Source organism: Sphaerochaeta sp. PS (genome assembly GCF_032144095.1).
Classification (GTDB): Bacteria; Spirochaetota; Spirochaetia; order Sphaerochaetales; family Sphaerochaetaceae; genus Sphaerochaeta.
In genome coordinates this window covers 104,655-128,062 of sequence record NZ_JAVSNJ010000002.1, presented here as the reverse complement: position 1 = coordinate 128,062, position 23,408 = coordinate 104,655, and the positions used below count along the sequence as shown (strand labels likewise).

The following is a 23,408-nucleotide window of genomic DNA, read 5'->3' as shown; positions in this document are numbered from 1 at the left end:
GGTATTTCACAGCTTCCAAGGGGTTTTGTACGCTGTAGGCTTTTGCTCGTATATCCTAGTTAGACACCTTGTTTTCTCGCTCCATCTCATCCTAGAATACAGCCATGAAAGAGTACATCTTCGTACAGGGAGCCTATGAGAAAAATCTCCAACACATTTCCCTGGCTATCCCTCGGAACAAGCTGGTTGTGTTTACCGGGGTTTCAGGCTCGGGGAAGACTACTTTGCTCTATGATGTATTGTTTCAGGAGGCCCAGCGCCAATACCTGGAGGCCATGGGCTTTCAGGGAATGGCAAAGCCGAAAGTAGAGTCCATCACCAATCTCTCACCAGCGGTACTCATCTCCCAGACAGACAAGAACAGGAATCCCCGATCGACCGTAGGGACCGTTACCGACATGTATACTGACCTGAGACTTGTCTTTGAAAAAATCTCCCAGAGGAGCTGCCCCTACTGTGCTGGCAGCTTTGCACAATCTTCTGTCCTTGATGAAGTGGTCAAGGAGCAGGATCAAGTCCTAGTCTACCAGACTTGTCCTCACTGCAAGAAGCAGATGCGAAAACTAACCTGTACTGAATTTTCCTTCAACACCGCAGAAGGTGCTTGCCCTACCTGTCAGGGTTTGGGTGTGGTCTGGGAGATCGATGCCAAGAGGGTGCTCCATGACGGGCTCAGCTTGGATGAAGGGGCTGTGGTGTTTTGGAAGCAGCGGTACAAGGAGTACCAGATCGAAACCTTCAACAAGGCGCTGAACCATTACTCGCTTGCTCCCGTAGCAGGCCTCAAGCTTGGCAATTTCTCCCATGAACAGAGGACCTTGCTTTTGTATGGGACGGGAAGTGAACAGGTCAAAGGGTTGTTCCCAACCATTGGGCTGCCAAAAACCCAAGCAGAGGGAAAATTCGAAGGGGTGTATACAACACTGCTGAGAAGGATTGCAGAAGAGAAGGGTGTCACTAAGGGACTGCAGGAGTTCTTTGTCCAAACGCCCTGTCCGGCTTGCCATGGCGAACGGCTGCAACCCCTTTCACGGGAAGCCACCCTCTTGGGTAAGCGCCTTCCTGAGCTATCAGCCATGAATGTGCAGGATCTCCTGCAATGGGTCGAACATCTCTCCCAATCCCTCGACCGACAACAACACCTGTATGTTGAGTCCTATCTGCTTGCGCTCTTTACCAAACTGGAGGGTCTCATGCAGACAGGGCTTGGATACCTCTGTCTCGATAGGCAGACCATCACCCTCAGCTCAGGGGAGATGCAGAGGCTTAGGCTTTCCTCCGCCTTGAACTCTTCGCTTACCGGTATCATCTATATGCTTGATGAGCCAACAACGGGCCTCCATCCCAAGGATACGCAGAACCTGATAACACAAATGAAACTGCTCAGGGACAAGGGAAATACCGTTCTGGTGATCGAACACGACCCAACGGTCATGCAACAAGCCGATATGATTTTTGACCTGGGCCCCGGTGCAGGCAGATATGGTGGCCGCCTGATAGGCAGTGGTACCCTCAACGAATTGCGATCGCAGCCGAGCTCTGTTACCGGTTCTTTCAGGCAGAAACAGATTGAGAGGAATCCCAGGGATGGCTCTCAGCTTTTCCTTACCGTAACCAATGCAACAAGGCACAACCTTCACAACCTGACCGTCCAGTTCCCCATTGGGTGCCTGACCGTCGTTACCGGCGTTTCTGGCTCCGGCAAGACGACGTTGGTGTTTGACCATTTGGCAGAGGAGCCCACGATCACCTCAGCGTTTGATGAGGTGGTTGTACTCGACCAGCCTTCCATTTGGGCGATGAAACGATCGAATGTTGCTACGTTCATGGATATCTATACCCCGATCCGGAACCTGTTCGCCCAGGAAGCCAAATTGGATAAGCCCCATCTTTCGGCCAAGAGCTTCTCGTTCAACAGCAAAGGGGGAAGGTGCGAGCGGTGTGAAGGATTGGGTTCCATCGAGAACACCTTGCTGTTCTTTGCTTCCAGGGAGGTTGTCTGTCCTTCCTGCAACGGAAAGCGTTTCAATGAGGAGGTTCTCTCCGTCTTGCATGAGGGGCACTCCATCAACGATATCCTGCTTTTGACGGTGGAAGAGGCCTCCCATCTGTTTTGCAGCAACTGGCCCATCCAGCGGTTGCTCACTATCCTGCTGGATGTCGGCCTTGGATACCTTGAGCTAGGCCAGACCATCCCGACCCTTTCGGGTGGGGAGGCACAGAGGCTGAAATTGGCCAGGGCCCTGTCCAGACAGAAGAGGCAATCCAAAAAGGTGCTCTATCTCATGGATGAACCAACGATTGGTCTACACCCCCAGGACGTTGAGCATTTCATCTCCCTCCTCCAGGAGATGGTCAAAAGAGGTGCAACCCTTATCGTAGTGGAGCACAACCTGCAGTTGATCCAACAATCAGACTGGATCGTAGACCTTGGCCCCGAAGGTGGGGACAAGGGTGGAGAGCTGTTGTACAGCGGTCCCTTGTCAGGGATTGGTAGTGCCAGCAATAGCTATACAGCACGATACCTTGGTCTAGGGAGTATCCTCACCCAGTAGGGGAAGTATATTGTTCTGCTGTGCCAACTCAACGCTCTTTAGCCCCCTCTGGCTCAGGTGTGTATAGAGGTCGGATAGCTGTTCGCTGCTGTGTCCTATGGTCAAGCGAAGTACATGCTCGTCAACCGAGCCCCTCAAAAGGGTATTGGCAATATGCCTGAGTGAGTGGAAGGTGATATTCCGTTCAACCATCTCCTCTTTCGTCATCACTCCAGATCGTTCCAGTTCCTCTTGCAATCGTTCGCTGAAATAGTGGCTGGAAACAAAGCCACCTCCTCTCTTGCTCCAAAATACCAGATGGTGGGCATTGGGATTGGGGTTTGCTATGGATAGATCCCTCAAGGCATCACAGAGGAATGTGGGACACGGGACATATCGGGTTTTCTTCCCTTTGGGTTCCTTAAGTCCTGCCTTGTCTGCATATGCCTGGTCAACGGTGATGATCCCATCCCCTATGGCAGTAAACTGCAAGGCACGCAATTCTCCGCTACGCATGCCTGTCAAAAGCGAGAGCAGGCAGGCAAGGTAGATCCTCTCCTCTCCCTGCTTCTTCAAATAGTGCATGAAAGACCTCAATTCATCCTCGCTGAGTATGCCCCGTACCCGATGGACACTCTTCAATGGCTGTACCCTATAGGCGAGGGTAGAAGGGATCAGGGACCTTTTCTGGGCTTCACCCAAGGCAAGAGAGAGCGCACCCATGCACAAGTTGATGGTTGTCGAAGCTAGTTTTCCCTCTTTTACCAAAGAAAGCTGTATTTGTTCCAACTGGTTGAGTGTAACTGCAGACAAGAACAGATTGGGTTTGATTCGTGGCAAGATATGATTGGCCAGCAAGTTCTTTCTGGTAGCTATATAGTCCTTGGAGATACTGCCGGGATCGAGGAGGTTTCGCCTCTCCACATAGGGGCTGCTATCCCAATCGTAGAAACTCTTCAGATAGGAGTACAAGGTTATCGGTTCCCTCTTCCCAAAGATCAAGCCTTGGTCCAACGCTTTCTGGCATATGAGGATAGCTTCATCACGTCGTTTGACAGGATGCTGGGAAACTATTCCCAGTTCCTTGCGGAGCATCTCTACGCTCTTCTTGTTTGTACGCTCTCCTGTCTCGGGATTCCTGAACAGGGCATACCAATATATCCTCTCAGATCGTGTAATCCTGCATAGCGTGAAGGGTGCACTGGTCACCATGGGTAATCCTCCAAAAGAGTGAATATGTTCAAACATCTGTTCAATCATGTGGTTTTGTTCACTTTCAAAGCACTAAGAATAAACCGTATAAAAGACTTCTATATAGTAGTTTATCACCAAATATATGTCAAGATTTCCTTTTCTATCTTCTTACTTGTTAAAAGTAAGTAGGTAAATTGGAGGTGAACAAAATTGATATGTATACCTATTGTGTAACCATTGTAAATGCATTCCATTTACATTTCGTACAATTGATAAATAATCTAAAACAAATATAATATATCTTATTACACCTGAAATAATTTGGTTAAAGTACAAATTATTTTAGTTTAAATAACAGTATTATGGTATTCGTCGGTATAGTTGGAATTTTATTAGGTAGTTACAGTATATTTTATTATACTTGTAAATTTGCATGTATATACATATACAAAAATTTATGCAAATTTACATAAAACAAAATTGCTATTTATAAAAACTGGAAAGGAAACTAATAAGAAATATTGATATACCAATGCATTTGTATCTAAAATTTATATAAAAATTTGGGTATTATTATCTAATATTGATAAAACCTTGTCTATTGGTATTAGTTTTTTGTAATTTTTTAGTATAAAAGTATTGTTTTTGTATTTTTTATCAATTGGACAAGTCTTTTTAGATGCTTGGCAGGAGTATTCATGCCGCTAGCCCTATCCATTACCCCTTGAGGGAAGGGGGATAGCCTGTCATTGGGAGTCTTGGCCAAGTGATTGGCTATCTCTGTCCTTACAAACAGAAAAGCCCTCTTCATGTATGAAGAAGGCCCTGTTTTCAGTTGGTAATCGTTGGAGGAACTATTGTACCACCTAGTACTGCATCTGCTTGATCTCTCTTCTCATGTCAATGTTCATATCCTTCTCCCTGGCGGCGGCACGCTTGTCGTGCATCTGCTTTCCTCTACAGAGGGATACCTGGACCTTGACCAGGTTGCCCTTGAGGTAGATGGAGGTAGGTACAAGGGTAAAGCCCTTTTCGTCGACCTTCCGCTTGAACTTCTTGATCTCCTGCTTATGGGCAAGCAACCTTCTGTTTCTCATAGGGTCATGGTTGTTGAGGTTTCCATGGGTGTAGGGCTGGATGGTAAGACCTACCAGCGTCAGGGCGTTATTGCTGACTGTCACGTAGCTGTCTGAGAAGCTGAATTTGCCATCCCGGATTGACTTGACCTCGGTACCAGCGAGTGCGATACCGCACTCGAGATCCTCGATCACCTCATAGTTGAAATATGCCTTCTTGTTTTTCTGCAGTGGCTTGAATGTATTCTTGTCCTGTTTCATTTACTCTTTCCAGGCGATGCGGAACCCAATGAGGTCTCCGCATGCAGTAGGGTCGACAGCTCCAACCGTATGTTCGGTGATGGAGGCAGGGGGGTTCAGGTAGCTGCCACCCTTTACGATGACATCTGAGGTGAGCGCACATTGTGCATAGAGCCTTGCTACCTGCTGGTAGTCCGTAAGGCGTTGTAGGGGGATGTAGGGGGTCTGGGTGAACTCCCAGACGCCTCCCAGCATTGCCGATGGGCTCGTGAGGTCTTCGTCGGTGATGGTCAGCGTCCGTGTGTAGGATTTCCCGCTGGCATCCTTTGCGCCAACTGTCCACATCTCTTGGCTAGGGATGAATACGGTTTTTCCTGTCTTGGCGGTGAGCCAGGAGCAGAAGGCCTGGGCGGCCTTGTAACTGATGTTGGTTACAGGCTTTCCCGTGGCAAAGACGACTGAGGGAAGGATTCCGCTCAGGTAGAATGAATCGGTGAGCTCTGCTGATTGAAGGTTCGCCACCTGGGTTTTATCCCACTGGGGGTTTTCCTCGATGAAGAGGGCCCACTGGTATTGGCTTACAGGAGTGGTAGCAAGGCTGAACGGTTCAGTCGTTACGGTGACCCCGGCCTTGTTGGTCTCAGGGAAAATGGAGGGGGTGGTTGATCCCATCACAAAGGTGAGAGAAGGGTAGGAGAGTCCACTCTGGATAAAATCACCAGCTTGGAGCTTCGTCTGTCTTCCCTTGGTCGTGAGGGCCTGACCCTGCAGTCCAACCCCAGCGGTTGTCGCATCCTTGAACAAATCATTGGCTACCTGCAAGGTCTTTTCAATGAGGGGTGTTGTAATGGCGAGCATCTCTTTTGCCTGAAGGGCATCTTCGAACATCGCTTGGGAGGTTATGAAGTTTGTGGCCAGGGCAAAACTGTCACCTAGGGTTTTTTCATCCAGATCCATGGCAAGTGCATCTTGAGCAAAATTGGTGAAGACCGGCGGGTATGGATGGACTACATCAAAAGTGGTGATGCTGCTGTATGCGATGACTTCCTGCAAGTTGAACCTATGTATTGCCAGCTTGCTCTCTTTCGAAAGGCCGGTGATGTCAGCTTCCAGTTTTGCAGTTCTATGCACTAGCCAGGTCAGGAATAGGGGGTGGTCAACCTTGAGTGTCGTTTTCTGCACCTCTACACCACCTTTGGTAAAGGTGACCTCATGCTCCCCGCTCTGTACAAAGAATTGGTAGGGCGTCCCCCCCAGATAGGTGCCGTCAATAGAGACACCTGTTTGCGTAAGGGGGCTCGTGAAGGTGACATATCGCCCTCCCTTGAGAATTCCCGGCAAGAAGCATAGCACAAAAACTGCAATACCTATTGCAAGTATAAGCAAAGTCAGTATATATACGCCAGGTCTCAGGCCTAGGAAGTGAGGAAGCTGCACTTCATCTACGTTGGGAAGTTCCATATGTCTTTTCATACTTGCTAAAGGTATCCAGCATGGCTCTGCTTGTCAACTCGAACCTATTGTGATAGTTTGGTTTCTATGGATGAAATGCTGACAAACCTAGAAAAGACGACTGTGCGCATTCTTACTCGACGGAAGGCAGAAAAGGCCTTGGAGTTGGCCAACAGGCAACCCCGTACCCTCCTGGGTGAAGTAAAAGGGTGGGCCGATGCCCTGGTATTTGCAGTCTTTGCAGTGCTGCTCATCAACCAATACCTCTTCCAACTCTTTCTCATACCCTCGCCCTCCATGGTGTCCACCATGAACATAGGGGACAGGGTGTTTGTCAGCAAGACCATCTACGGCATCGAGGTCTATCCCGGTGGTCCCAAGGTGCTCTCAACCAACCGTCAGGTGCAGCGTGATGACATCATCACCTTCTACAACCCTGAATATGTTTCCAAGGGACCTTTCTTTGATGTGCTGTCACAGATCCTCTATATGGGAACCTTCTCCCTGGTCAACATCGACAAGAACGAGGATGGCTCAGTAGCCGAAAGACTCTATGTGAAGCGTGCCATTGGCTTTCCGGGTGAAGTCGTCCGGTTCCGTGATGGGAATGTGCAGATAAGGAAGGCAGGATCGAATGAGTTTGTCCCTGAGGAGCTTTTCCGAAAAGAGAACTCCCTGGTCGATGGCCCCCATCGCTCTGTTTCTCCCTCCTTGTATGCAGGGATACAGGCCTGGGGTTCCTTGTTTGGATACAAGGATGTGTCGGTTCCTTCCCAGTCTGCACCTTCCTACCTGAGCTCAGCCTATGCATCTGTACAGGATGACAACTACCCTGACGACATGTATCAGTTTGAGGCCTCCCGAGCCAGGACAAAGGACCTCTATGACCCTAGCAACTTCTCCTACAGAAGTGACAGTGCAAGGTACCAGATGGGCACCTATGTACCCCATGGGTCCATCCTTCCCCTAGGGGACAACCGTGACAACTCCCGTGACGGTCGGTATTTTGGCCCTGTTTCCCAGAAGAAGATCAACGGCAGTGTACGCTTCCGTTTCTGGCCTTTCAAGAGAATAGGCTACCTAGGGAACAAATAGTGCCACCCTCTGCAAAACCCTCCTCCCATGTTTTTTCGACCCTTCCTGACCAGCTTTCCCTCTATGTGCATATTCCGTTTTGTACCACCTGCTGCTCCTACTGTGCCTTCTACTCGGAACCAGAAGAGAGCTGGCTGGAACATAGGCAACCGTACATGGACCGCCTTATGCATGAGCTGGAGGAGATTGTCCTCCGCCATGATCGGCCTTTTTCCTCCATATTTATTGGGGGAGGAAATCCAGGCTGTCTGACCTACCAACAACTTGATGGCATGCTAGCTCTTGCCCAATCCCATGGGAAGAGCGAAGAGTGCACCATCGAGATGAACCCTGAGACCTTCGACACCTCCTTGTTTCCCCTGTTTGCCTCAAAAAAAGTCACCAGGCTCAGCATGGGCATCCAGAGCATGGATGACACAGTCCTTGCTACCTTGGGAAGGAATGCCCGACGCCATGATAACCTCAAGGGTATTTCCCTGGCAAAGGAGGTGCACGACCTCTATGGTACGGACCTCTCCTTTGACCTCATGGTCTGCCTTCCAGGGCAGACCCTTGCGATGGCAAAGGCCGATATCGATGAGATCGTCTGCCTTGCCGACCCGTCCCATATCAGCCTCTATTGCCTTACCGTGGAAGAGGGTACCGCCCTATCGGACAAAGTGTCAAAAGGTTTGCTGCCTGTCCTTGATGAAGATGGGCAGGAGGCCTTTCTCTGGGGGGTGTGGGACCATCTGAAAAGCCTTGGGTTCAGCCATTATGAGGTATCGAACTTTTGTAAAGGATCCAAATACTGCAAGCATAACAGAACCTACTGGAATCTTGAAAGCTATCTGGGTTTGGGAAGCAGCGCAGTCTCTGCCATAAGAGGTGGGCAGACGCTCTGTCACTACAGCCAGGAAGAGGACCTTGCGACCTATGCCCAGGGGAAGGATTTCTCAGGATATGTGGCAGAAACGCTTACCGAAAAGGAACACCTGGAAGAGTATTGCATGATGGCACTTCGCACTGATGTGGGCATTGATAAAATAGTGTTCGAGAAACGTTTTTCCCTCTCTTTTGACGAAACCTTTGGGTCTGTAGTAGAGAGTTTGCAGGATGATTGGTACGCCAAATCCCCACAAAGATTTGTCTTGACTGAAATTGGATATATGGTCCTGGATGAGATCGTACTCCGATTTGCCTTGGCCCTAGGATAACCAACAGGTTTATCACCCCTTGACCGGTATGGAACGTTGTGATAGCTTTGATGGGTTGCAATATACGCAAGATTCTATAAATTTAAGAGGTTCAATTATGTCAGGCCATAGTAAATGGGCTACTATCAAACACAAGAAGGGTATCGCTGACGCAAAGCGCGGTCAGAAGTTCACGAAATTGATCAAAGAGATTTCAGTCGCTGCAAAGATGGGCGGTCCTGACCCCGAATCCAATGCAAGATTGCGTACTGCAGTGCTCAAGGCAAGAACCGAGAACATGCCGAAAGACAATATCGACAGGGCCATCAAGAAGGGTTCTGGAGAATTGGGAACTTCCGTGTACTATGAGCTCACCTATGAAGGATATGCTCCTGGTGGTGTGGCCCTGATCATCGATACGCTCACAGACAACAAGAACCGCACGGCCAGTGATGTCCGAAGCACCCTCACCAAGAGCGGTGGTACCCTCGGAGCAACAGGCTGCGTTTCCTATATGTTCCAGACCAAGGGTATCATAACCTATGATGCTACCAAATATACTGAAGAACAGGTTTTTGAAGTCGCCCTGGAAAATGGAGCCGATGACGTGACCTCCTCTGATGGAATGATCGAGGTAACCACAGCCCCCTCTGACTTCGCCAACGTACTGGAAGCCCTCCAGGCCGCAGGTTTTGAGCAGGAGAGCGCTGAGGTAGAAAAGGTTGCAGACCAGACCGTTTCCCTTGATGCAGAGAAGGCCCGCAAGGTTCTTAAGATTATCGACAAGCTCGAGGAACTTGATGACGTACAGCAGGTTTCCACCAACTTGGAGCTTCCCGATGATTTTGAGGACAGTGACGAAGAATAACCTATGCTCATCCTAGGTATAGATCCAGGATTTGCTCAGACAGGCTGGGGTGTTGTCGAATCCAATGGACAACGCAACCGGCCTGTTTCTTTTGGTGTCATCAAGACCCAGCCTGCCATGGCGGACAATGACCGGATCCATTTCATTGCAAAGTCGGTCGGGGAGATAGCCCTTGCCCAGAAGATAGCTGTCTGTGGCATGGAGGACATATTCTTTACCAAGAATGTGAGCTCTGCCATAAATGTCGCGAAGGTGATCGGGGCCATCGTGCACCAGCTTGCCCAGAACTCCATTGAAGTGCACCTTTTCAGTCCCATGACGATAAAGAGCGCTGTCACAGGCTATGGGGGGGCTGACAAGAAACAGGTCCAGGAGATGGTCCGCCTGCTGCTGGGTTTCCAGACAATTCCCAAGCCTGACCATAGTGCAGATGCCTTGGCTGCAGCAATCTGTTATTCAGTGTATAATGCCACCCAGGTAAGGATGAACATAACATGATCAATGCAATTATCGGGGATATCGTCTCCGTCACAGAAACATCGGTAGTTCTGAGATGCAATGACATTGAGTACAACCTCAATGTCTCGGCCCAGACCTCCAGCCGCCTGAGCAACCTGAAGGGAGAGGAGCGGGTAGGCGTACGTCTGCTTACCACGTTGGTCCACCGTGAAGACAGCATGACGCTCTTTGCATTCATCGATGAGGCTGAGCGTGAAGCGTTCAAACAACTGCAGACCGTCTCAGGGATCGGCTCAAAGCAGGCATTGAAAATACTCTCTGGCATCAGCGTGAAGCATTTGGCAGAGGCTCTGGACAGTGGTAATGTGAAGCTGCTCTCCACAATTCCAGGAATTGGACCCAAGACCGGGCAGAAGATGATACTGACCCTGCGCAATGTCCTGGTCCTTGAAGACGAAAAGATGCCCGCCTCCGCTTCCTCCAAACGCACATCCCTCAAGATGTGGGGTGACATACTCGATGCATTGGTAGAGATGGGCTATGACCGGAGAAGGGTTGAGGATGTGGTTGAGAAACTGGTGACTGAGGAGAAGGAGAAGCTCTCTGCCCTTAGCCACCACGAAACGGAAGAGTACCTTTTCCGTAGTGCCATCGTGGCACTGGGGTAGAGCATGGATAGCATGGAAACCAATATGAGCGAGCTCGATGTACTGCAACACAGTTCTGTCGTCTCGACCTCGTTCCAGCAGGAAGCTGACAAGCAGGAGAACATCCTCCGACCCAAGATGCTCTGTGACTTCCAGGGGCAGCAACGGCTGAAGGATAACCTCGCAGTCTTTGTCCAGGCAGCAAGGGGGCGAGGGGAACCTCTTGACCATACCTTCTTGATCGGGCCCCCGGGGCTGGGAAAAACCACATTGGCTACCATCATAGCCAATGAGATGGGGGCAGAGATCCGCATGACCAGCGCCCCTGCATTGGACAAGCCAAAGGACCTGGCGGGAATTCTCACCAACGTCACAGAAGGCTCTGTATTCTTCATCGATGAGATCCACCGGCTCAAACCAGCCCTGGAGGAGATGCTCTACATTGCCATGGAGGATTTTGAGATCGACTGGGTGATAGGCCAGGGTCCGGCTGCCAGGACAATGCGCATCCCTCTTCCCAAGTTTACCCTCATAGGAGCCACCACCAAGGCCGGTTCGGTATCCAGCCCCCTCTCCTCACGATTCGGCATTACAGCGCATATCGAGTTCTACAATGAAAAGGAACTGGCCCAGATCATTGAACGGTCTGCCCATATCATGGATATCGAGATAGCGAAACCTGCCATCGTGCAGCTTGCAAAGTGCAGCCGGGGTACACCCCGTATTGCCAACCGCCTCCTGAAACGGTTACGGGATTTTGCCGCAGTCATGGGCGACGGGAAAATAACTACCGAAATTGTCAACCATGGGCTGGAACGGCTGGGAATCGATACAAAGGGCCTGGAGACCCAGGACAGGAACATCCTCAGGACCATCATCGAGTTCTATGACGGAGGCCCTGTCGGGGCTGAGACCCTTTGCATATCGGTAGGGGAGGCCATCGAATCCCTTGAGGATTTCTATGAACCCTACCTTATCCAGAAAGGATATCTGAAACGCACGCCAAGGGGTAGGATGACAACCAAGAAGGCATACGACCTGCTTGGGATACCCTGCAAAAGGAACATGGATGAAGATCAAGGAATACTCTTTTGAGCTACCTCCTGAGCTGATCGCACAGAGCCCTGCCGACAAGCGGGGCGCTGATAGGCTTATGGTAGTGAATAGGGCAACCGGTATGGTTGTCGACTCATATATGTCCAGCTTTGTGGACTTTCTGGAAGAAGGGAGCGTGCTGGTGGTAAACAACAGCAAGGTGCGCAAGGCACGTCTCTTTGGAACCAGTGAAACCGGTGGTATCGTGGAATTTCTCTTCCTTGAGGAAAACCTGGACAAAAGCTGGCAGGCAATGGTAACCAAGTCCAAGCGGCAACATGTCGGAAAACGGTATACCTTTGGTGAGGAACCCTCGCTGTATCATGCACAGATTCGTTCGGAAAACGAAGACGGGACCAGAACCGTCCAGTTTGATGAAGAGGTAGGGGAGCTCTTTTTCCAGCAGTATGGCCATGTGCCACTGCCTCCCTATATCAAGCGCGAGGATGACTTTCAGGACGAGAGCCGCTACCAGACCATCTATGCCCGCAGTGAAGGCTCGGTAGCGGCCCCGACAGCTGGGCTCCACTTCACATCTGTAATTCTTTCTCGTATCAGGGAAAAGGGGTGCACCATCGTTCCCATCACCCTGCATGTGGGGCCTGGTACCTTTTTGCCTGTACGGACAGAAGATCTTGAGGACCACCACATGCACTATGAACGCTATGAGATAGATGGGGAAAGTGCACGAATCATCAACCAGGCCAAGGCAGAAGGTAGACCCATAGTCGCTACAGGCACTACCAGTGTCAGAACCCTGGAAAGTGCCTATGATGCAGAGAAAGGTGGGGTCGTCCCAGGCCTGAACAGGACAAACCTCTTCATCAAGCCAGGATACACCTGGAAGGTTGTTGACCGTTTGCTGACCAACTTCCATACCCCGGAGTCAACCCTGTTGGTCCTGGTATCGACCTTCGCAGGAAAAGAGCTCATAGACCGGGCATACCGCCATGCGATCGATGAGCGCTACCACTTCTTCAGCTATGGCGATGCGATGCTGATACTCTAGAACAGGATGCCCTGGATTTCCAGGGCGATCTCCTCGATGCTTTTCAACCCGTCAAGGCGATAGAACTTCACATCCTTGGGCAGGTCGCTGAACAACGTTTCATAGTTGTTCCTTACGCTTTCCAGGAACTCTGCCCGGTCAAACAGTTCAGCCTCATCACCGCGAAGGGCGATGCGCCTGATGCATTCGGTGACAGGGGTATCGATGAAGAACAGATAGTTTGGGGCCGGAAACTGGTTGAGCTGCTCCACCTTTTCTAGCGGACACTCCACACCCTGGTAGGCAAGGGAGGAGTAGAGATAGCGGTCACAGATGACGAGTTTTCCCTCTTCAAGGTCGTTGACCAGGCCATATACGGGATTGTACAGGTGGTCCTCCCTGTCAGCGGCATAGAGCATCGCAAGCGCCAAAGGGGTTGTAACTACCTGTTTTTTCAGGATTGCACGCACCAGGCGTCCTATAGGCTTGTCAGTTGGTTCAAATGTGGCCTTGCAGGAACGGAGGTTTTTGTCACAGTATTCTGCCAACAATTGCATCTGTGTTGTGGTTCCCGCTCCATCAAGACCTTCAAAAACTATAAGATTTTCCAAAATAGATGACATTGCATTTCTCCTTGCACGACAATATGGTACCGTAAAGATGGGATTGCGTAAATCCAATTCGTGTGCAAACCCTAGCTGTGTAGCAAGCAAGTGGTGGCAAAGAACGCACAATAGGGTATACTGGTTCAAAGGTTTTAATCGGTGAGATATCATACTACGTTCAAGGACATAGCAGTTTCCCTCTTTGTCGTACTGGCATGTACCGGCATCTGCCTCTATGGGATGCTGTTTTTCAGTGTGATCAACCCAGCCCAGCCTTTTGCCGATTTCCTTGTATCACAACTCGATAGAGGCTCCTCCCTGAGCTTTAGATCTGAAGGTCTTGCACGATCCTTCCTCAAGCAGGTGGAACTTACCGAAGTCTCCATACAGAGTGAAGAGGAGATTCCGTTTGCAACCGATTCCGTGGTCATCGACCAAGGGGTAGGCTCACTTGTGTTTTCTTTGTTTGGGAAGGCCAGGCCCATTACCGTTACGCTCGTAAACCCCACAGTATCCCTCTCGGTGGCAGAGATTCCCAGCCTGTCCGACAGTGATGGCTCCTCCATGCCGGCTTTCCTCTCTTCCTGGCTTGCAAAAAACTCCCTGAACCTACGGACAACGTCCCTGGATTTCAAGCTTGAAGGCAGGGATTTTTCTACTTCTGCAACAGATGCAGACCTCTTTCTGTCGCTTGGAAAGGCGCTCAACCTCTCCTCGTTCAAAGGGACCATAGCCCAAGCCGAATTCCAGATGGGGCAAGCAGGACTCTCCCTTAGCTCCATTCGTTTGGATATGGATGGGAACCTCCTGGTTCTTGGGGAGGCAAAGCAGGGCATTGCCCGATTTGAAGATGGGTCAGTGGCCTTTGAGGATTTGGCAGTTGAGAGCGAACTGGCCTCCTTGCACATTGCAAAAGAGCAACTTGCCCTGGATTTTTCCCTCTCCAACCTTTTTCTTGACCATGCATCTGTACAGGCAACCATTCCACACCTCGCTTCCCATGTGGTCCTTGATTCTTTGGCCTTCACCTCCATGGATACTTCCTATGACCTGCTTGACCTGCAGGTTGGGGAGTTCACCCTCCATACCCCAACGGCCAGCATCAGCGCAAAACAGGGGGAAGATTCAATGCTCCTGGGATTTGCCACCAAGGCCCTTTCCCCTCTTTCCCTGCAGAAACAGGGCTTTGCACCTCTCTATGCAGATTCTCTGGTTGGATCTGCCCAAAGGGAACAACAGGGAGCTCTCTTTGCAAAGCTCTCCCTGCGGCAAGTGGCCACGGTGCTCGATGATGCGGCATTCACCCTCTCCGATGTGACGATAGCATCCCAGGCAGACAAGGATCTCTCTGTAGTTTCTGCGACGCTGGAAACCTTGGCAAACGTTGCATTCGCCCCAGCAGGGATAACCCTCTCCTCACCGGTGGTGGCGACCATCGCCCTGTCTGACCATTTCAGGGCGCTCTCCAGCTCCCTTTCCCTTCCGACACTATCCTCAAATCTGGTTGAGGAGCCCTTCTCCAGTTCCCTGGCCTACCAGCAGAACAGTGAGGGAGGTCAGTTCCAGGCTACCTTGTCCAATGGGAACAAGTTCCTTCTGCAGGCACTGTATGACCTTCCGAGGGGAGAGAAGGGTACCTTTTCCTTCCAGGCAAGGTTGCAGGACTTCGAGCTTGGCCTAGTCGAACCTACCCTGGAACGCTATGCACCCTTCTTTAGGCCCTACTATGGGAACGCCTCCACAATTACCGGCAACCTCTCCTTCCAGTCAACCCAAGGCACCGGTACGATTCTCGGCTTTGACGGAACCTTCTCCTCGGATTTGGTCCTTTTGGACATTACCTTGGGCAACCGCATCCTCAACGCAGGTTTCACCATTCTTGCGGGCATTGAGGGGGACCTTGTCGTGGTGGACTCGCTCTCACTCTCCACCGCTGACCTTCGTTTGGCCTACAACGGTACGACCGACCTGAACTACTGGCTTCCCTCCGGTGAGTTGCGTCTTTTTGATACGGTGAAAGGAACACAGCTTGCCTTCGCAAGTTTCTCGCCCCTGCCTCCGACCCAATACCGTTTCTCCATCACCACGCCCCTTGTTTCCTCCCTTCTCTTGGATGGGGTCATCGCCCGCGATGGTTTGGAGAGGCTCACCAGCAGGGCAAACCTCAGCCTCTATGGCACAACATATCCCCTGGATTTTTCCCTGTCGACTCCTACGTTGCAGATTGACCTTACCAGTGGGGAGATGCTTTCGTTGCAGGCATATCTTGCACCCCCCTACAGGGCAAAGGTTGTTGCAGACAACCTGCAGTTGCCCAAGGTTGGGGTATTTGACCACTCATCCATGGATGGGGAGCTTTCCCTCCAATTCAATACCGTCCATGACTGGAGGGTAGATGCAACGAACCTCAGACTCGGTTCATTGCTGCTCAATGGATTGCACTATGCCTTCTCAGGGTCCTTGTATGCCCTTCCTTCTAGCATCCAGACCATTGGCTCAGCCATTACACAGGATGCCACATCATATGGCCTCTCCCTGCAGTATTCAGGCTCTGACCTTCTTGACCTCTATGGTGCCAAGGGCCTGATGCCCTTTACCTTTAGCTTTACAATATCGGAGAACGCCATAAACAGGCTCGCCCTTTCGCTGATCGGAAGTGAAGAGAGGATCGAAGCCCTCAGTGAGGTCAAAAAGGTTGACCTTGGCAGGTTTGCCTCCTCTCTTGCAGGCGTTGAGATGAACCTGACAGCCCTTGGGCATACCGACTTCAAAAAGAAGGTCAGTATGGACGGAAAACTCTCCCTCGAGGGGCCACAGTTCTCCTTTTCCACCGACATGGAGGCAACTGAGACGCTGCTTACCATGGTGCATGGCTCATTCAGGAAGGGGAAGCTAGCGGTCGAAGATGTTTCCCTCACCCTTGATGGAGGAAACGGGAATCTCTCCTCCCAAGGACGATTCAGCCATATCAGAACCCTTTCCTACAAGGATCAGCTCTCCCAATTCACCTATTCCCTGAGCCTCCCCTTTACCCCGGTCGACTCCCTGTTCGATATCGGCCTTGCCATCAAGGCGATGAAGAGTGATCGGATTGCCGGTACCATTTCCCTTGGGGACCTCCTGCTGTATGGAGAGAAGGGGATCGCCGATGGTACCTATAGCTTCAGCTACAAGGACAAGGAAGTATCGATAAACAGTTCCTTGCTCTCGGCCCGCTACGATGCCAAGGATGGCTCCATCGATGCCCACGTGGATAACGCATTTGGGATTGGCATCACCCTAGGTGGGTGGGTACGAGAGGATGGGCTCTACCTCAGTGCAAAGGATATCTATTTCCCCCTGAATTTGCTGAACCGGCTCTTCCTCAAGCCTGTATTTGGATTTGTCGATGGGGTGGCGCAGGGTGAAGTCATCGTAGGGGGGACACTCTCCCAGCCCAAGATATATGGACAGCTCTCCCTCGATTCTGCGGCCATGGATCTCTTCTGGCTTCCCCAGGATATTCTATCTGTGAAAAATGCAACGGTAACGATCGACGGGCAGAGGGCCATCTCCCCGACATTCCCCTTCTTCTCGACCAATAGGGAGACAGGGGTCACGGTGAGGGGCATGGCAAGCTTACGGGCGGATTTTGACGGGTTCAACCTGAAGAGCTATGAGATTCATGCCGAACCTACGGAAGGGCAGGTCTACGTGTTCATACCTATCCAGGGCTTCGATGCCGATATCCGCACCTATGCCGAGGGGACATTCAACCTCTATGGCATTGGGTATGAGACCTGGGTATCAGGGGATGTGCTTCTGGAAAATACGACGATGAGCATGGGCATCACCGGCCTTCCATCCTGGTATGTCCCCACAGGCCTCTCCAGTGCGGACTTTACCCTTACCACGGGCAAGAATGTCACCTTCTTCTATCCTAACCCGGCCAATCCCTTCCTCAAGGCAACATTGACCGAGAACCAGAAGATAAAGGTGATGTTTGACCACACTACTGAAGCTATCTCCCTTGACGGGCTATTCTCGTTCAGAAGTGGTGAAATCTACTATTTCCAGAAAAACTTCTTCATAACGGAAGGTTCGCTGGACCTGCATACCGATGCCTTTACCGGCTCCTCGCAGATTCAGCCAAGGATCAACCTGCGTGCAAAACTTACCGATTTCGATCGGCAGGGAAACCGGGTCGACATCTTCCTGATCCTCAGGGACTCTAGCCTGACCAACCTGAATCCCCAGTTTGAGAGTGTCCCTTCCAAGGATATCAATGAAATTCTCGAGATTCTCGGGCAGAGCATCCTGCCAACCGGTGCATATGGTCAGGTCAACCTCTATAGCGTCGCCTCCCTTGCCGCGGCAGCTACCGATGTGGCTGGAAGGCTAGGCTACCTCAATACAGGGACAAACACAGCGTTGACTGAGTCCATCCGGATATCCCTGGGCCTGGATCTCTTCAGCCTGCGAAGCAACATTGTACAGAACATCCTTTTCGATGCCCTTCCTGGAAGCAGCATCTCCTCTTCCTTCAGCCCACTTGCCCGGTACCTGAACAATACGACCATCTTCATGGGTAAATATATTGGCAAGGACTACTTCCTCCAGGCCCTTATCCATCTTACGGCAACGGACAGGGCCAAAATTCTGCGTTCCTTCGTAGCCCCTGACCTTGCGATCGATCTTGAGCTCTCTTTGGAGTGGAGCAACCCCCTGGGTACATTCTCACTCTTCACCCAACCAAATGAGTTGTCGATTTATAATATTTTCGATACCATTGGTTTCAGTGTAACCAGACGGATAGTTTTGCGTTAGACAGTTTGATAGGAGTCAACATGGGTAACCAGAAAATAGTGCGGTTTTTTTTGATATTGATTTTACTTGTCTCTATGATAGCAACACTCGGTGCAGCTGAGGAACAGCCTTGGTACATGGGAAAAAAGATCACCTCTTTTTCCAATACCGGTTTGCAGAATGTTGCAAAGGGCGAGATAGAAGATATTCAATACGCCTATATTGGAAAAACCTTTACTGACGACGTGTTCAACGAATTGCAGGGCAAGCTCTATGCCATGGACAAGTTCCTCTATTTCCTGGCCGAAGCCCAGCGGGGAGGGGAGGGCAACAATGACCTGGTCATTGAGATGAACTTCTTCGAACTTCCGTACATAGAAAGTGTAACGTTGGTGGGAAATGACAACATCAAGAACAAGGATATCACCGATGTCCTCGTGGCAAAGACGGGCTCCTTCCTGCAGGACCAGAACATCGAGCTTTCCAAGGACGCCATCCAGAGCCTCTATAAGGGCAAAGGGTATGCAGATGCCAAGGTCGAGAGTTCCTACACGACCGATGAGGTTACCAACAGGACGGCCCTGACCTATACGATTGAGGAAAACAAGCAGAAGAAGATTGGGGAGTTGCTCTTTGAGGGCAACACTACCTTTACGGAAGAGATCCTGAAAAAACAACTGGAAAGCAAGGCTCTCTCCTATTTCAGTTCCGGCTACTACAACCCCCTTACCATTGAGACTGACAAGCAGAAGATTCTCACCTACTATGCAAGCAACGGCTACATCGAGGCCACCATCACCGACGTACGGCTGGAGGACATCAGCGAGGAGGGGGACAAGTTCACCCGGCTTCGTGTGGTCTTTACCATCGATGAAGGGTCGCAGTGGTTCTTCGGAGGCCTTGAGATCGAGGGGAACAACGTATTCACCACCGAGCAGTTCCAGAACCTCATCACCATAAAGAAGGGTGCCATCCTCGACCAGAGCCGAGTGGACGCACAGATTTCCAAAGTTGCCGACCTCTACTGGAACAATGGCTATATCTTCAACCTCATGTCCACTGAAAAGGTGCGCAACGAGGAGACCAGGACCATTTCGTACCTTCTGAAGGTGCAGGAGAACCAGCAGGCGGTTATCGAGGATATCCGCCTGGAAGGGACAACCAAGACCAAGCCCTATGTATTTTTGAGGGAACTGACCTTCAAAAAAGGGGATATCTTCAGCAAGGAACAGCTGATAAAGAGTGCCCAGAACATCTACAACACCCTTATCGTTACCGATGTCCAGTTCGACATCCTCAACGGCAGTGAAGAGGGCAAGGTCATCCCCGTCTTTACCGTAACTGAAGGCAACCAGATGGACATCCAGTTCGGCGCTACCTTCGGAGGCAATGTCGATGGTTTTCCTGTAAGTGGATTTCTGCAGTGGTCCGACAAGAACCTTGCAGGGACCGGCCGGGACCTCGCCATCTCCACCACCCTGAGCCCTGACACCCAGAACGTCTCGGTCTCATTCAGCGATGGCTGGGTAGGCGACCGCCGTTGGTCAAACGGCCTGACCCTCTCCTTTGACCGAAGCGTCAAGGACTCGGTGCTGCAAAAAGCTGGGGCAAGCCCCTACTATGGTGTCGACACCACTGAGAGTGCATACCCCAAGAACTACTCCAGCTATGCCGACTACCTTGCCGCAGGCAAGGCAACCCCAGCTAGCCAGTATTTGATGAGCTACGACTACCTACGATTCTCTGTCGCATACAACACAGGCTACACCTTCATGTTCCGCCCAGGTTCCCTGATCGTCTCAGGCGGGGTTTCCATCGGACTGAACCGTGCCATATATGACCAGGACCTCTACGATCCCTTTGAGAAACTTATCAGCCAGTACGCTGAAGCATGGCAGTTCTCCAACCGCATCAGCCTGGGCTTCTCATGGGATGGCCGTGACCTGATAGAGAACACCTCCAGGGGTTACCTGGTGTCCCAGAGCTTTGCCTATGCAGGAGGTGTTTTGGGCGGACTTTCCAACTACATCCGTTCTTCCTCCAGCGCAAGCGGCTATGTGACCCTCTTTACCTTTACCCTTGACGAGAAGAAGGCAAACGTGGTCCTTGGCGCAACCTCCACGGTAAATATCATGCTACCCCAGTTCTACCCTGACAGTTCAGGCTCCTGGGCATGGAGGGACGCAAAGGAAGGGGCTACCCGATATGAGCTGCTCTATATCGACGGCATGAATATCGGTAGGGGGTTCCCGGTCGTCTATGACCAGTCGTTCCTGTTCGACAACCAGCTCTCCATCAGCTGGCCCTTGGCCCAAAACGTCCTTTCTGCAGAGGTCTATACCAGCGCCACCGGTGTCAGCCCCACGCTGCAGGAGATCACCGGCCTCAGCTCCCTTTCCTGGTACTTCTCGATGGGAGCCGGTATCAAGCTGAAGATCCCAGGCTTCCCGCTGGGGCTCTACCTGGTCAAGAACGCAACCTACATGAACAACACCTTTGCCTGGAGCGAAAACAATACTCTCTTTAGGAATAGTTCGAATCCTGACAGTGGCCTGAGCCTAGTACTGGCCATTACGACCTCGCTCTATTGACCATGGCCGAAGAGAAACGCCTTACTCCCATGATGGTCCAGTACAGGAGCATCAAGGAGCAGCACAAGGACAAGGTCCTCTTCTTTAGGCTCGGTGACTTCTACGAGATGTTCGATGAGGATGCCGTAGAGGTCTCCCGCATGCTCAACATAACCCTTACAAGGCGGGGGAACCAGCTGATGTGCGGCATTCCCTACCATGCGGCAAAGGTCTACATTAAGAGGCTTTTGGATGCGGGGCAGAAGATAGCTATCTGCGAGCAGGTTGAGATGCCCCAGAACGCCAAGGAGATTGCCAAGCGTGAGGTGGTGCAGATCATCTCCCCTGCTACGGTGATCGAGGACGATTTCCTTGATGCAAGGAGCAACAGCTATGTGCTCTGCGTCTCTTTGCAGAAGCGGATGTTCTCGGTAAGCTATGCCGACATCACCAGCGGTGAGTTTGTGCTGAGAAGCATCGAGGTCGAGAAGCAGTTCTCCTCCTTGCTCTCCTTGTTGGAACAGGTCGGGCCGAGGGAAATACTGGTCAACGAGGATGAGTATTTTTCCAACCCTGATTTCCAGAGGGTGATCGACGGGCGCACTGCCATGGTCACCAAACTCCCTCCCTGGTATTTCTCCATCAAGGATGGGTATGCAAGCATGTGTTCCCAGGTTGGGACCTCCTCACTCAAGGCCTTTGGCCTGGAGAGTACCTCCATCGAGGTCGCCAGTGGTGGTGCTTTGCTGGGGTATCTGAAGGACTCTGCAAAGACTGCCCTGCAGCAGATCAGCCACTTCTCGGTCGAATCGGAGGACAGGTATCTCCGTATTGATGAATCAAGCAGGAAAGGGTTGGAACTATTGGCCAACACCTTTGATGGAAGTGAGCGCTTTACCCTCTTCTCCTCCCTTGATGAAACCATCACCAGTGCAGGCTCAAGGTTGCTCAAGAAGTGGATCACCTTTCCCCTGGTCGATGAGCAGCAGATCATGGAGAGACAGAAGTGGGTTACCTTCTTTGTTGAGGAGAGAAAGGAGCTGGAGAGGATCCGTCCCATTCTCAAGAACGTCCTCGACTTGGAGAGGCTCACCTCCCGTATTTCGATGGGTAGGTCTATTAGCCATGACCTGGTCGGCATCTCCCAGACTGTGCATGCATTCTTTGCCCTTGTCAGCGAACACTACCAGAGCTTGCTGCAGGAAGAACTCTCTGAGGAGAAGCTTCTGCAACTGGTGGAGGTGGTCAAGGAGCTGGACAGGGCGATCAACGACCAGTGCCAAGGTCCCTTTGTCGAAGGGCAGGTCATCCTTGACGGATATGATGCCACCCTTGATGAGCTGCGATCGATCAAAGGGGGAGGTAAGGAGCTGTTGGATACCTATCTTGCCAAGGTGAGAAAGGAGACCGGCATCACCAACCTCAAGCTCTCCTCCAACAAGATCCTTGGCCACTACCTGGAAGTTTCGAAAGGCCAGGTCGACAAGGTACCCCCTTCCTTCTATCGGAAACAGACCTTGGTAAATGCAGAGCGGTATACCAGCGATGTGCTTATCGAGTGTGAGCAGAAGATCCTCAGAAGCTCATCAGAGGCTGAAAAGCGTGAACGCTTCATCTATGAGGGACTTCTGGAAAAGGCGAGAAGCATGCAAAGCCAGCTGTTGGCCATTGCCGCCCTGCTCAGCCAGATCGACTGTCTCCAGGGGTTTGCCACCGCTGCGATCAAGGGAGGGTATACAAGACCTACCTTCGTACCGGAGAACAGGCTCTCCATAGAGGGTGGACGCCATCCTGTGGTGGAACAACAACTGGGAATGGGGAATTTTGTCCCCAATGACCTGGACATCGAGGAGAGTGGTGAACGGTTCTGTCTTATCACCGGTCCCAATATGGCCGGTAAGTCCACCTTCCTCCGCCAAACTGCCCTGATCGTCCTCCTTGGCCAGATCGGGAGCTACGTACCGGCACGGAAGGTGGAGATGCAGATCGTGGACCGTCTCTTCTGTAGGGTAGGGGCGAGTGACAATCTTGCCAGGGGAGAGTCCACCTTCTTGGTTGAGATGCAGGAAGCAGCCCACATTCTCCGAAGTGCGACAGATCGCTCCCTGGTCATCGTGGATGAACTTGGTAGGGGTACCAGCACCCAGGACGGGATGTCCCTGGCCTTTGCTGTGATGCAGACCTTGCTTGATATGGGCTCAAAGACCTTGTTTGCTACGCACTACCACGAGCTTGCCCATCTGGACAACTCCCGGGTTCAACTTCTTACCCTTCAGGTACTTGAGCAGAACAACCAGATCACTTTCGTACGGAAGGTGATCAAGGGCATTGCAAACAGTTCCTATGGCCTGAATGTTGCGAAGATGGCTGGCTTGCCCGCCTCCTCCCTGCGTACGGCCCGCAACTTCCAGAAAAAGCACTTTGCTGAATATGGTATGGCAAGCCCCCAGCTGGAACTGTTTGCCGACCATGAGCAAGGCCAGACCGACCTTCCCTCCCTTTCAGGTGAAGAGGAACAGGTTCTTTCCAGGATACGGGATTTCTCCGTTGAAAGCTCATCCCCCCTTTCAGCCCTCTTGTTTTTGGAAGAGCTCAAGGAGATGCTTGAAGAGAATTGAGTGAGAC

At 51.4% G+C, this 23,408-nt stretch carries 15 protein-coding genes; 11 read left to right on the top strand and 4 right to left on the bottom strand.

Annotation, left to right across the window (positions count from 1 at the left end; all coding sequences use genetic code 11):
* Nucleotides 1–104 precede the first annotated feature (104 nt).
* Nucleotides 105–2,555, top strand: coding sequence for an excinuclease ABC subunit UvrA (locus ROJ03_RS03085; RefSeq protein ID WP_313725521.1), 2,451 nt, complete (start codon nt 105–107; stop codon nt 2,553–2,555).
* On the opposite strand, the gene ROJ03_RS03080 is transcribed toward ROJ03_RS03085, so the two are convergent.
* The 3 genes from ROJ03_RS03080 to ROJ03_RS03070 form a co-directional block, all read right to left on the bottom strand.
* A complete protein-coding gene (locus ROJ03_RS03080; RefSeq protein ID WP_313725520.1) occupies nt 2,532–3,746 on the bottom strand; it encodes a tyrosine-type recombinase/integrase in 1,215 nt (404 codons plus the stop codon). The two genes, ROJ03_RS03085 and ROJ03_RS03080, sit on opposite strands and share 24 nt — an antisense overlap.
* An 848-nt stretch (nt 3,747–4,594) precedes the next feature.
* Nucleotides 4,595–5,065, bottom strand: a complete 471-nt coding sequence (gene smpB, locus ROJ03_RS03075) for an SsrA-binding protein SmpB (RefSeq protein WP_313725519.1) — start codon at nt 5,063–5,065, stop codon at nt 4,595–4,597.
* Nucleotides 5,066–6,385 carry an SUMF1/EgtB/PvdO family nonheme iron enzyme gene (locus tag ROJ03_RS03070; protein ID WP_313725518.1) on the bottom strand — a complete coding sequence of 440 codons (1,320 nt, stop codon included), beginning with the start codon at nt 6,383–6,385 and terminating at the stop codon, nt 5,066–5,068. It lies immediately after the preceding gene.
* A gap of 198 nt (nt 6,386–6,583) precedes the next feature.
* On the opposite strand from ROJ03_RS03070, the gene lepB reads away from it, so the two are divergent.
* The 7 genes from lepB (at nt 6,584) to queA (ending at nt 12,844) form a co-directional block, all read left to right on the top strand.
* Nucleotides 6,584–7,591: a signal peptidase I gene (gene lepB / locus ROJ03_RS03065; protein WP_313725517.1), complete on the top strand. Its 1,008-nt coding sequence runs from the start codon at nt 6,584–6,586 to the stop codon at nt 7,589–7,591.
* On the top strand, nt 7,591–8,787 hold the full coding sequence (gene hemW, locus ROJ03_RS03060; RefSeq protein ID WP_313725516.1) for a radical SAM family heme chaperone HemW: 1,197 nt from the start codon (nt 7,591–7,593) through the stop codon (nt 8,785–8,787). The genes lepB and hemW overlap by 1 nt, the downstream gene beginning before the upstream one ends.
* 97 nt (nt 8,788–8,884) lie before the next feature.
* The gene (locus ROJ03_RS03055; RefSeq protein WP_313725515.1) at nt 8,885–9,634 is read left to right on the top strand and encodes a YebC/PmpR family DNA-binding transcriptional regulator; all 750 of its coding nucleotides are present in this window, start codon (nt 8,885–8,887) and stop codon (nt 9,632–9,634) included.
* 3 nt (nt 9,635–9,637) lie between these two features.
* Nucleotides 9,638–10,132 carry a crossover junction endodeoxyribonuclease RuvC gene (locus tag ROJ03_RS03050; RefSeq protein ID WP_313725514.1) on the top strand — a complete coding sequence of 165 codons (495 nt, stop codon included), beginning with the start codon at nt 9,638–9,640 and terminating at the stop codon, nt 10,130–10,132.
* Entirely contained in the window at nt 10,129–10,761 is a 633-nt protein-coding gene (ruvA, locus tag ROJ03_RS03045; RefSeq protein WP_313725513.1) for a Holliday junction branch migration protein RuvA, read from the top strand. Before ROJ03_RS03050 ends, ruvA begins: the two co-directional genes overlap by 4 nt.
* 12 nt (nt 10,762–10,773) lie before the next feature.
* Nucleotides 10,774–11,835 carry a Holliday junction branch migration DNA helicase RuvB gene (ruvB, locus tag ROJ03_RS03040; RefSeq protein ID WP_409530489.1) on the top strand — a complete coding sequence of 354 codons (1,062 nt, stop codon included), beginning with the start codon at nt 10,774–10,776 and terminating at the stop codon, nt 11,833–11,835.
* Nucleotides 11,810–12,844, top strand: a complete 1,035-nt coding sequence (gene queA / locus ROJ03_RS03035) for a tRNA preQ1(34) S-adenosylmethionine ribosyltransferase-isomerase QueA (protein WP_313725512.1) — start codon at nt 11,810–11,812, stop codon at nt 12,842–12,844. The genes ruvB and queA overlap by 26 nt, the downstream gene beginning before the upstream one ends.
* Here the strand turns inward: queA and tmk are convergent.
* Nucleotides 12,841–13,446, bottom strand: a complete 606-nt coding sequence (gene tmk / locus ROJ03_RS03030) for a dTMP kinase (RefSeq protein WP_313725511.1) — start codon at nt 13,444–13,446, stop codon at nt 12,841–12,843. The two genes, queA and tmk, sit on opposite strands and share 4 nt — an antisense overlap.
* 141 nt (nt 13,447–13,587) lie before the next feature.
* Between tmk and ROJ03_RS03025 the strand changes: the two genes are divergently transcribed.
* From ROJ03_RS03025 to mutS, 3 genes are all read left to right on the top strand, one after another.
* Nucleotides 13,588–18,234, top strand: coding sequence for a hypothetical protein (locus tag ROJ03_RS03025; RefSeq protein WP_313725510.1), 4,647 nt, complete (start codon nt 13,588–13,590; stop codon nt 18,232–18,234).
* A 74-nt stretch (nt 18,235–18,308) separates the two neighbouring features.
* Entirely contained in the window at nt 18,309–20,804 is a 2,496-nt protein-coding gene (gene bamA / locus ROJ03_RS03020; protein ID WP_313725509.1) for an outer membrane protein assembly factor BamA, read from the top strand.
* 2 nt (nt 20,805–20,806) lie between these two features.
* Complete coding sequence (mutS, locus tag ROJ03_RS03015) at nt 20,807–23,401, top strand: DNA mismatch repair protein MutS (RefSeq protein ID WP_313725508.1); 2,595 nt, start codon at nt 20,807–20,809, stop codon at nt 23,399–23,401.
* Nucleotides 23,402–23,408: the final 7 nt, after the last annotated feature.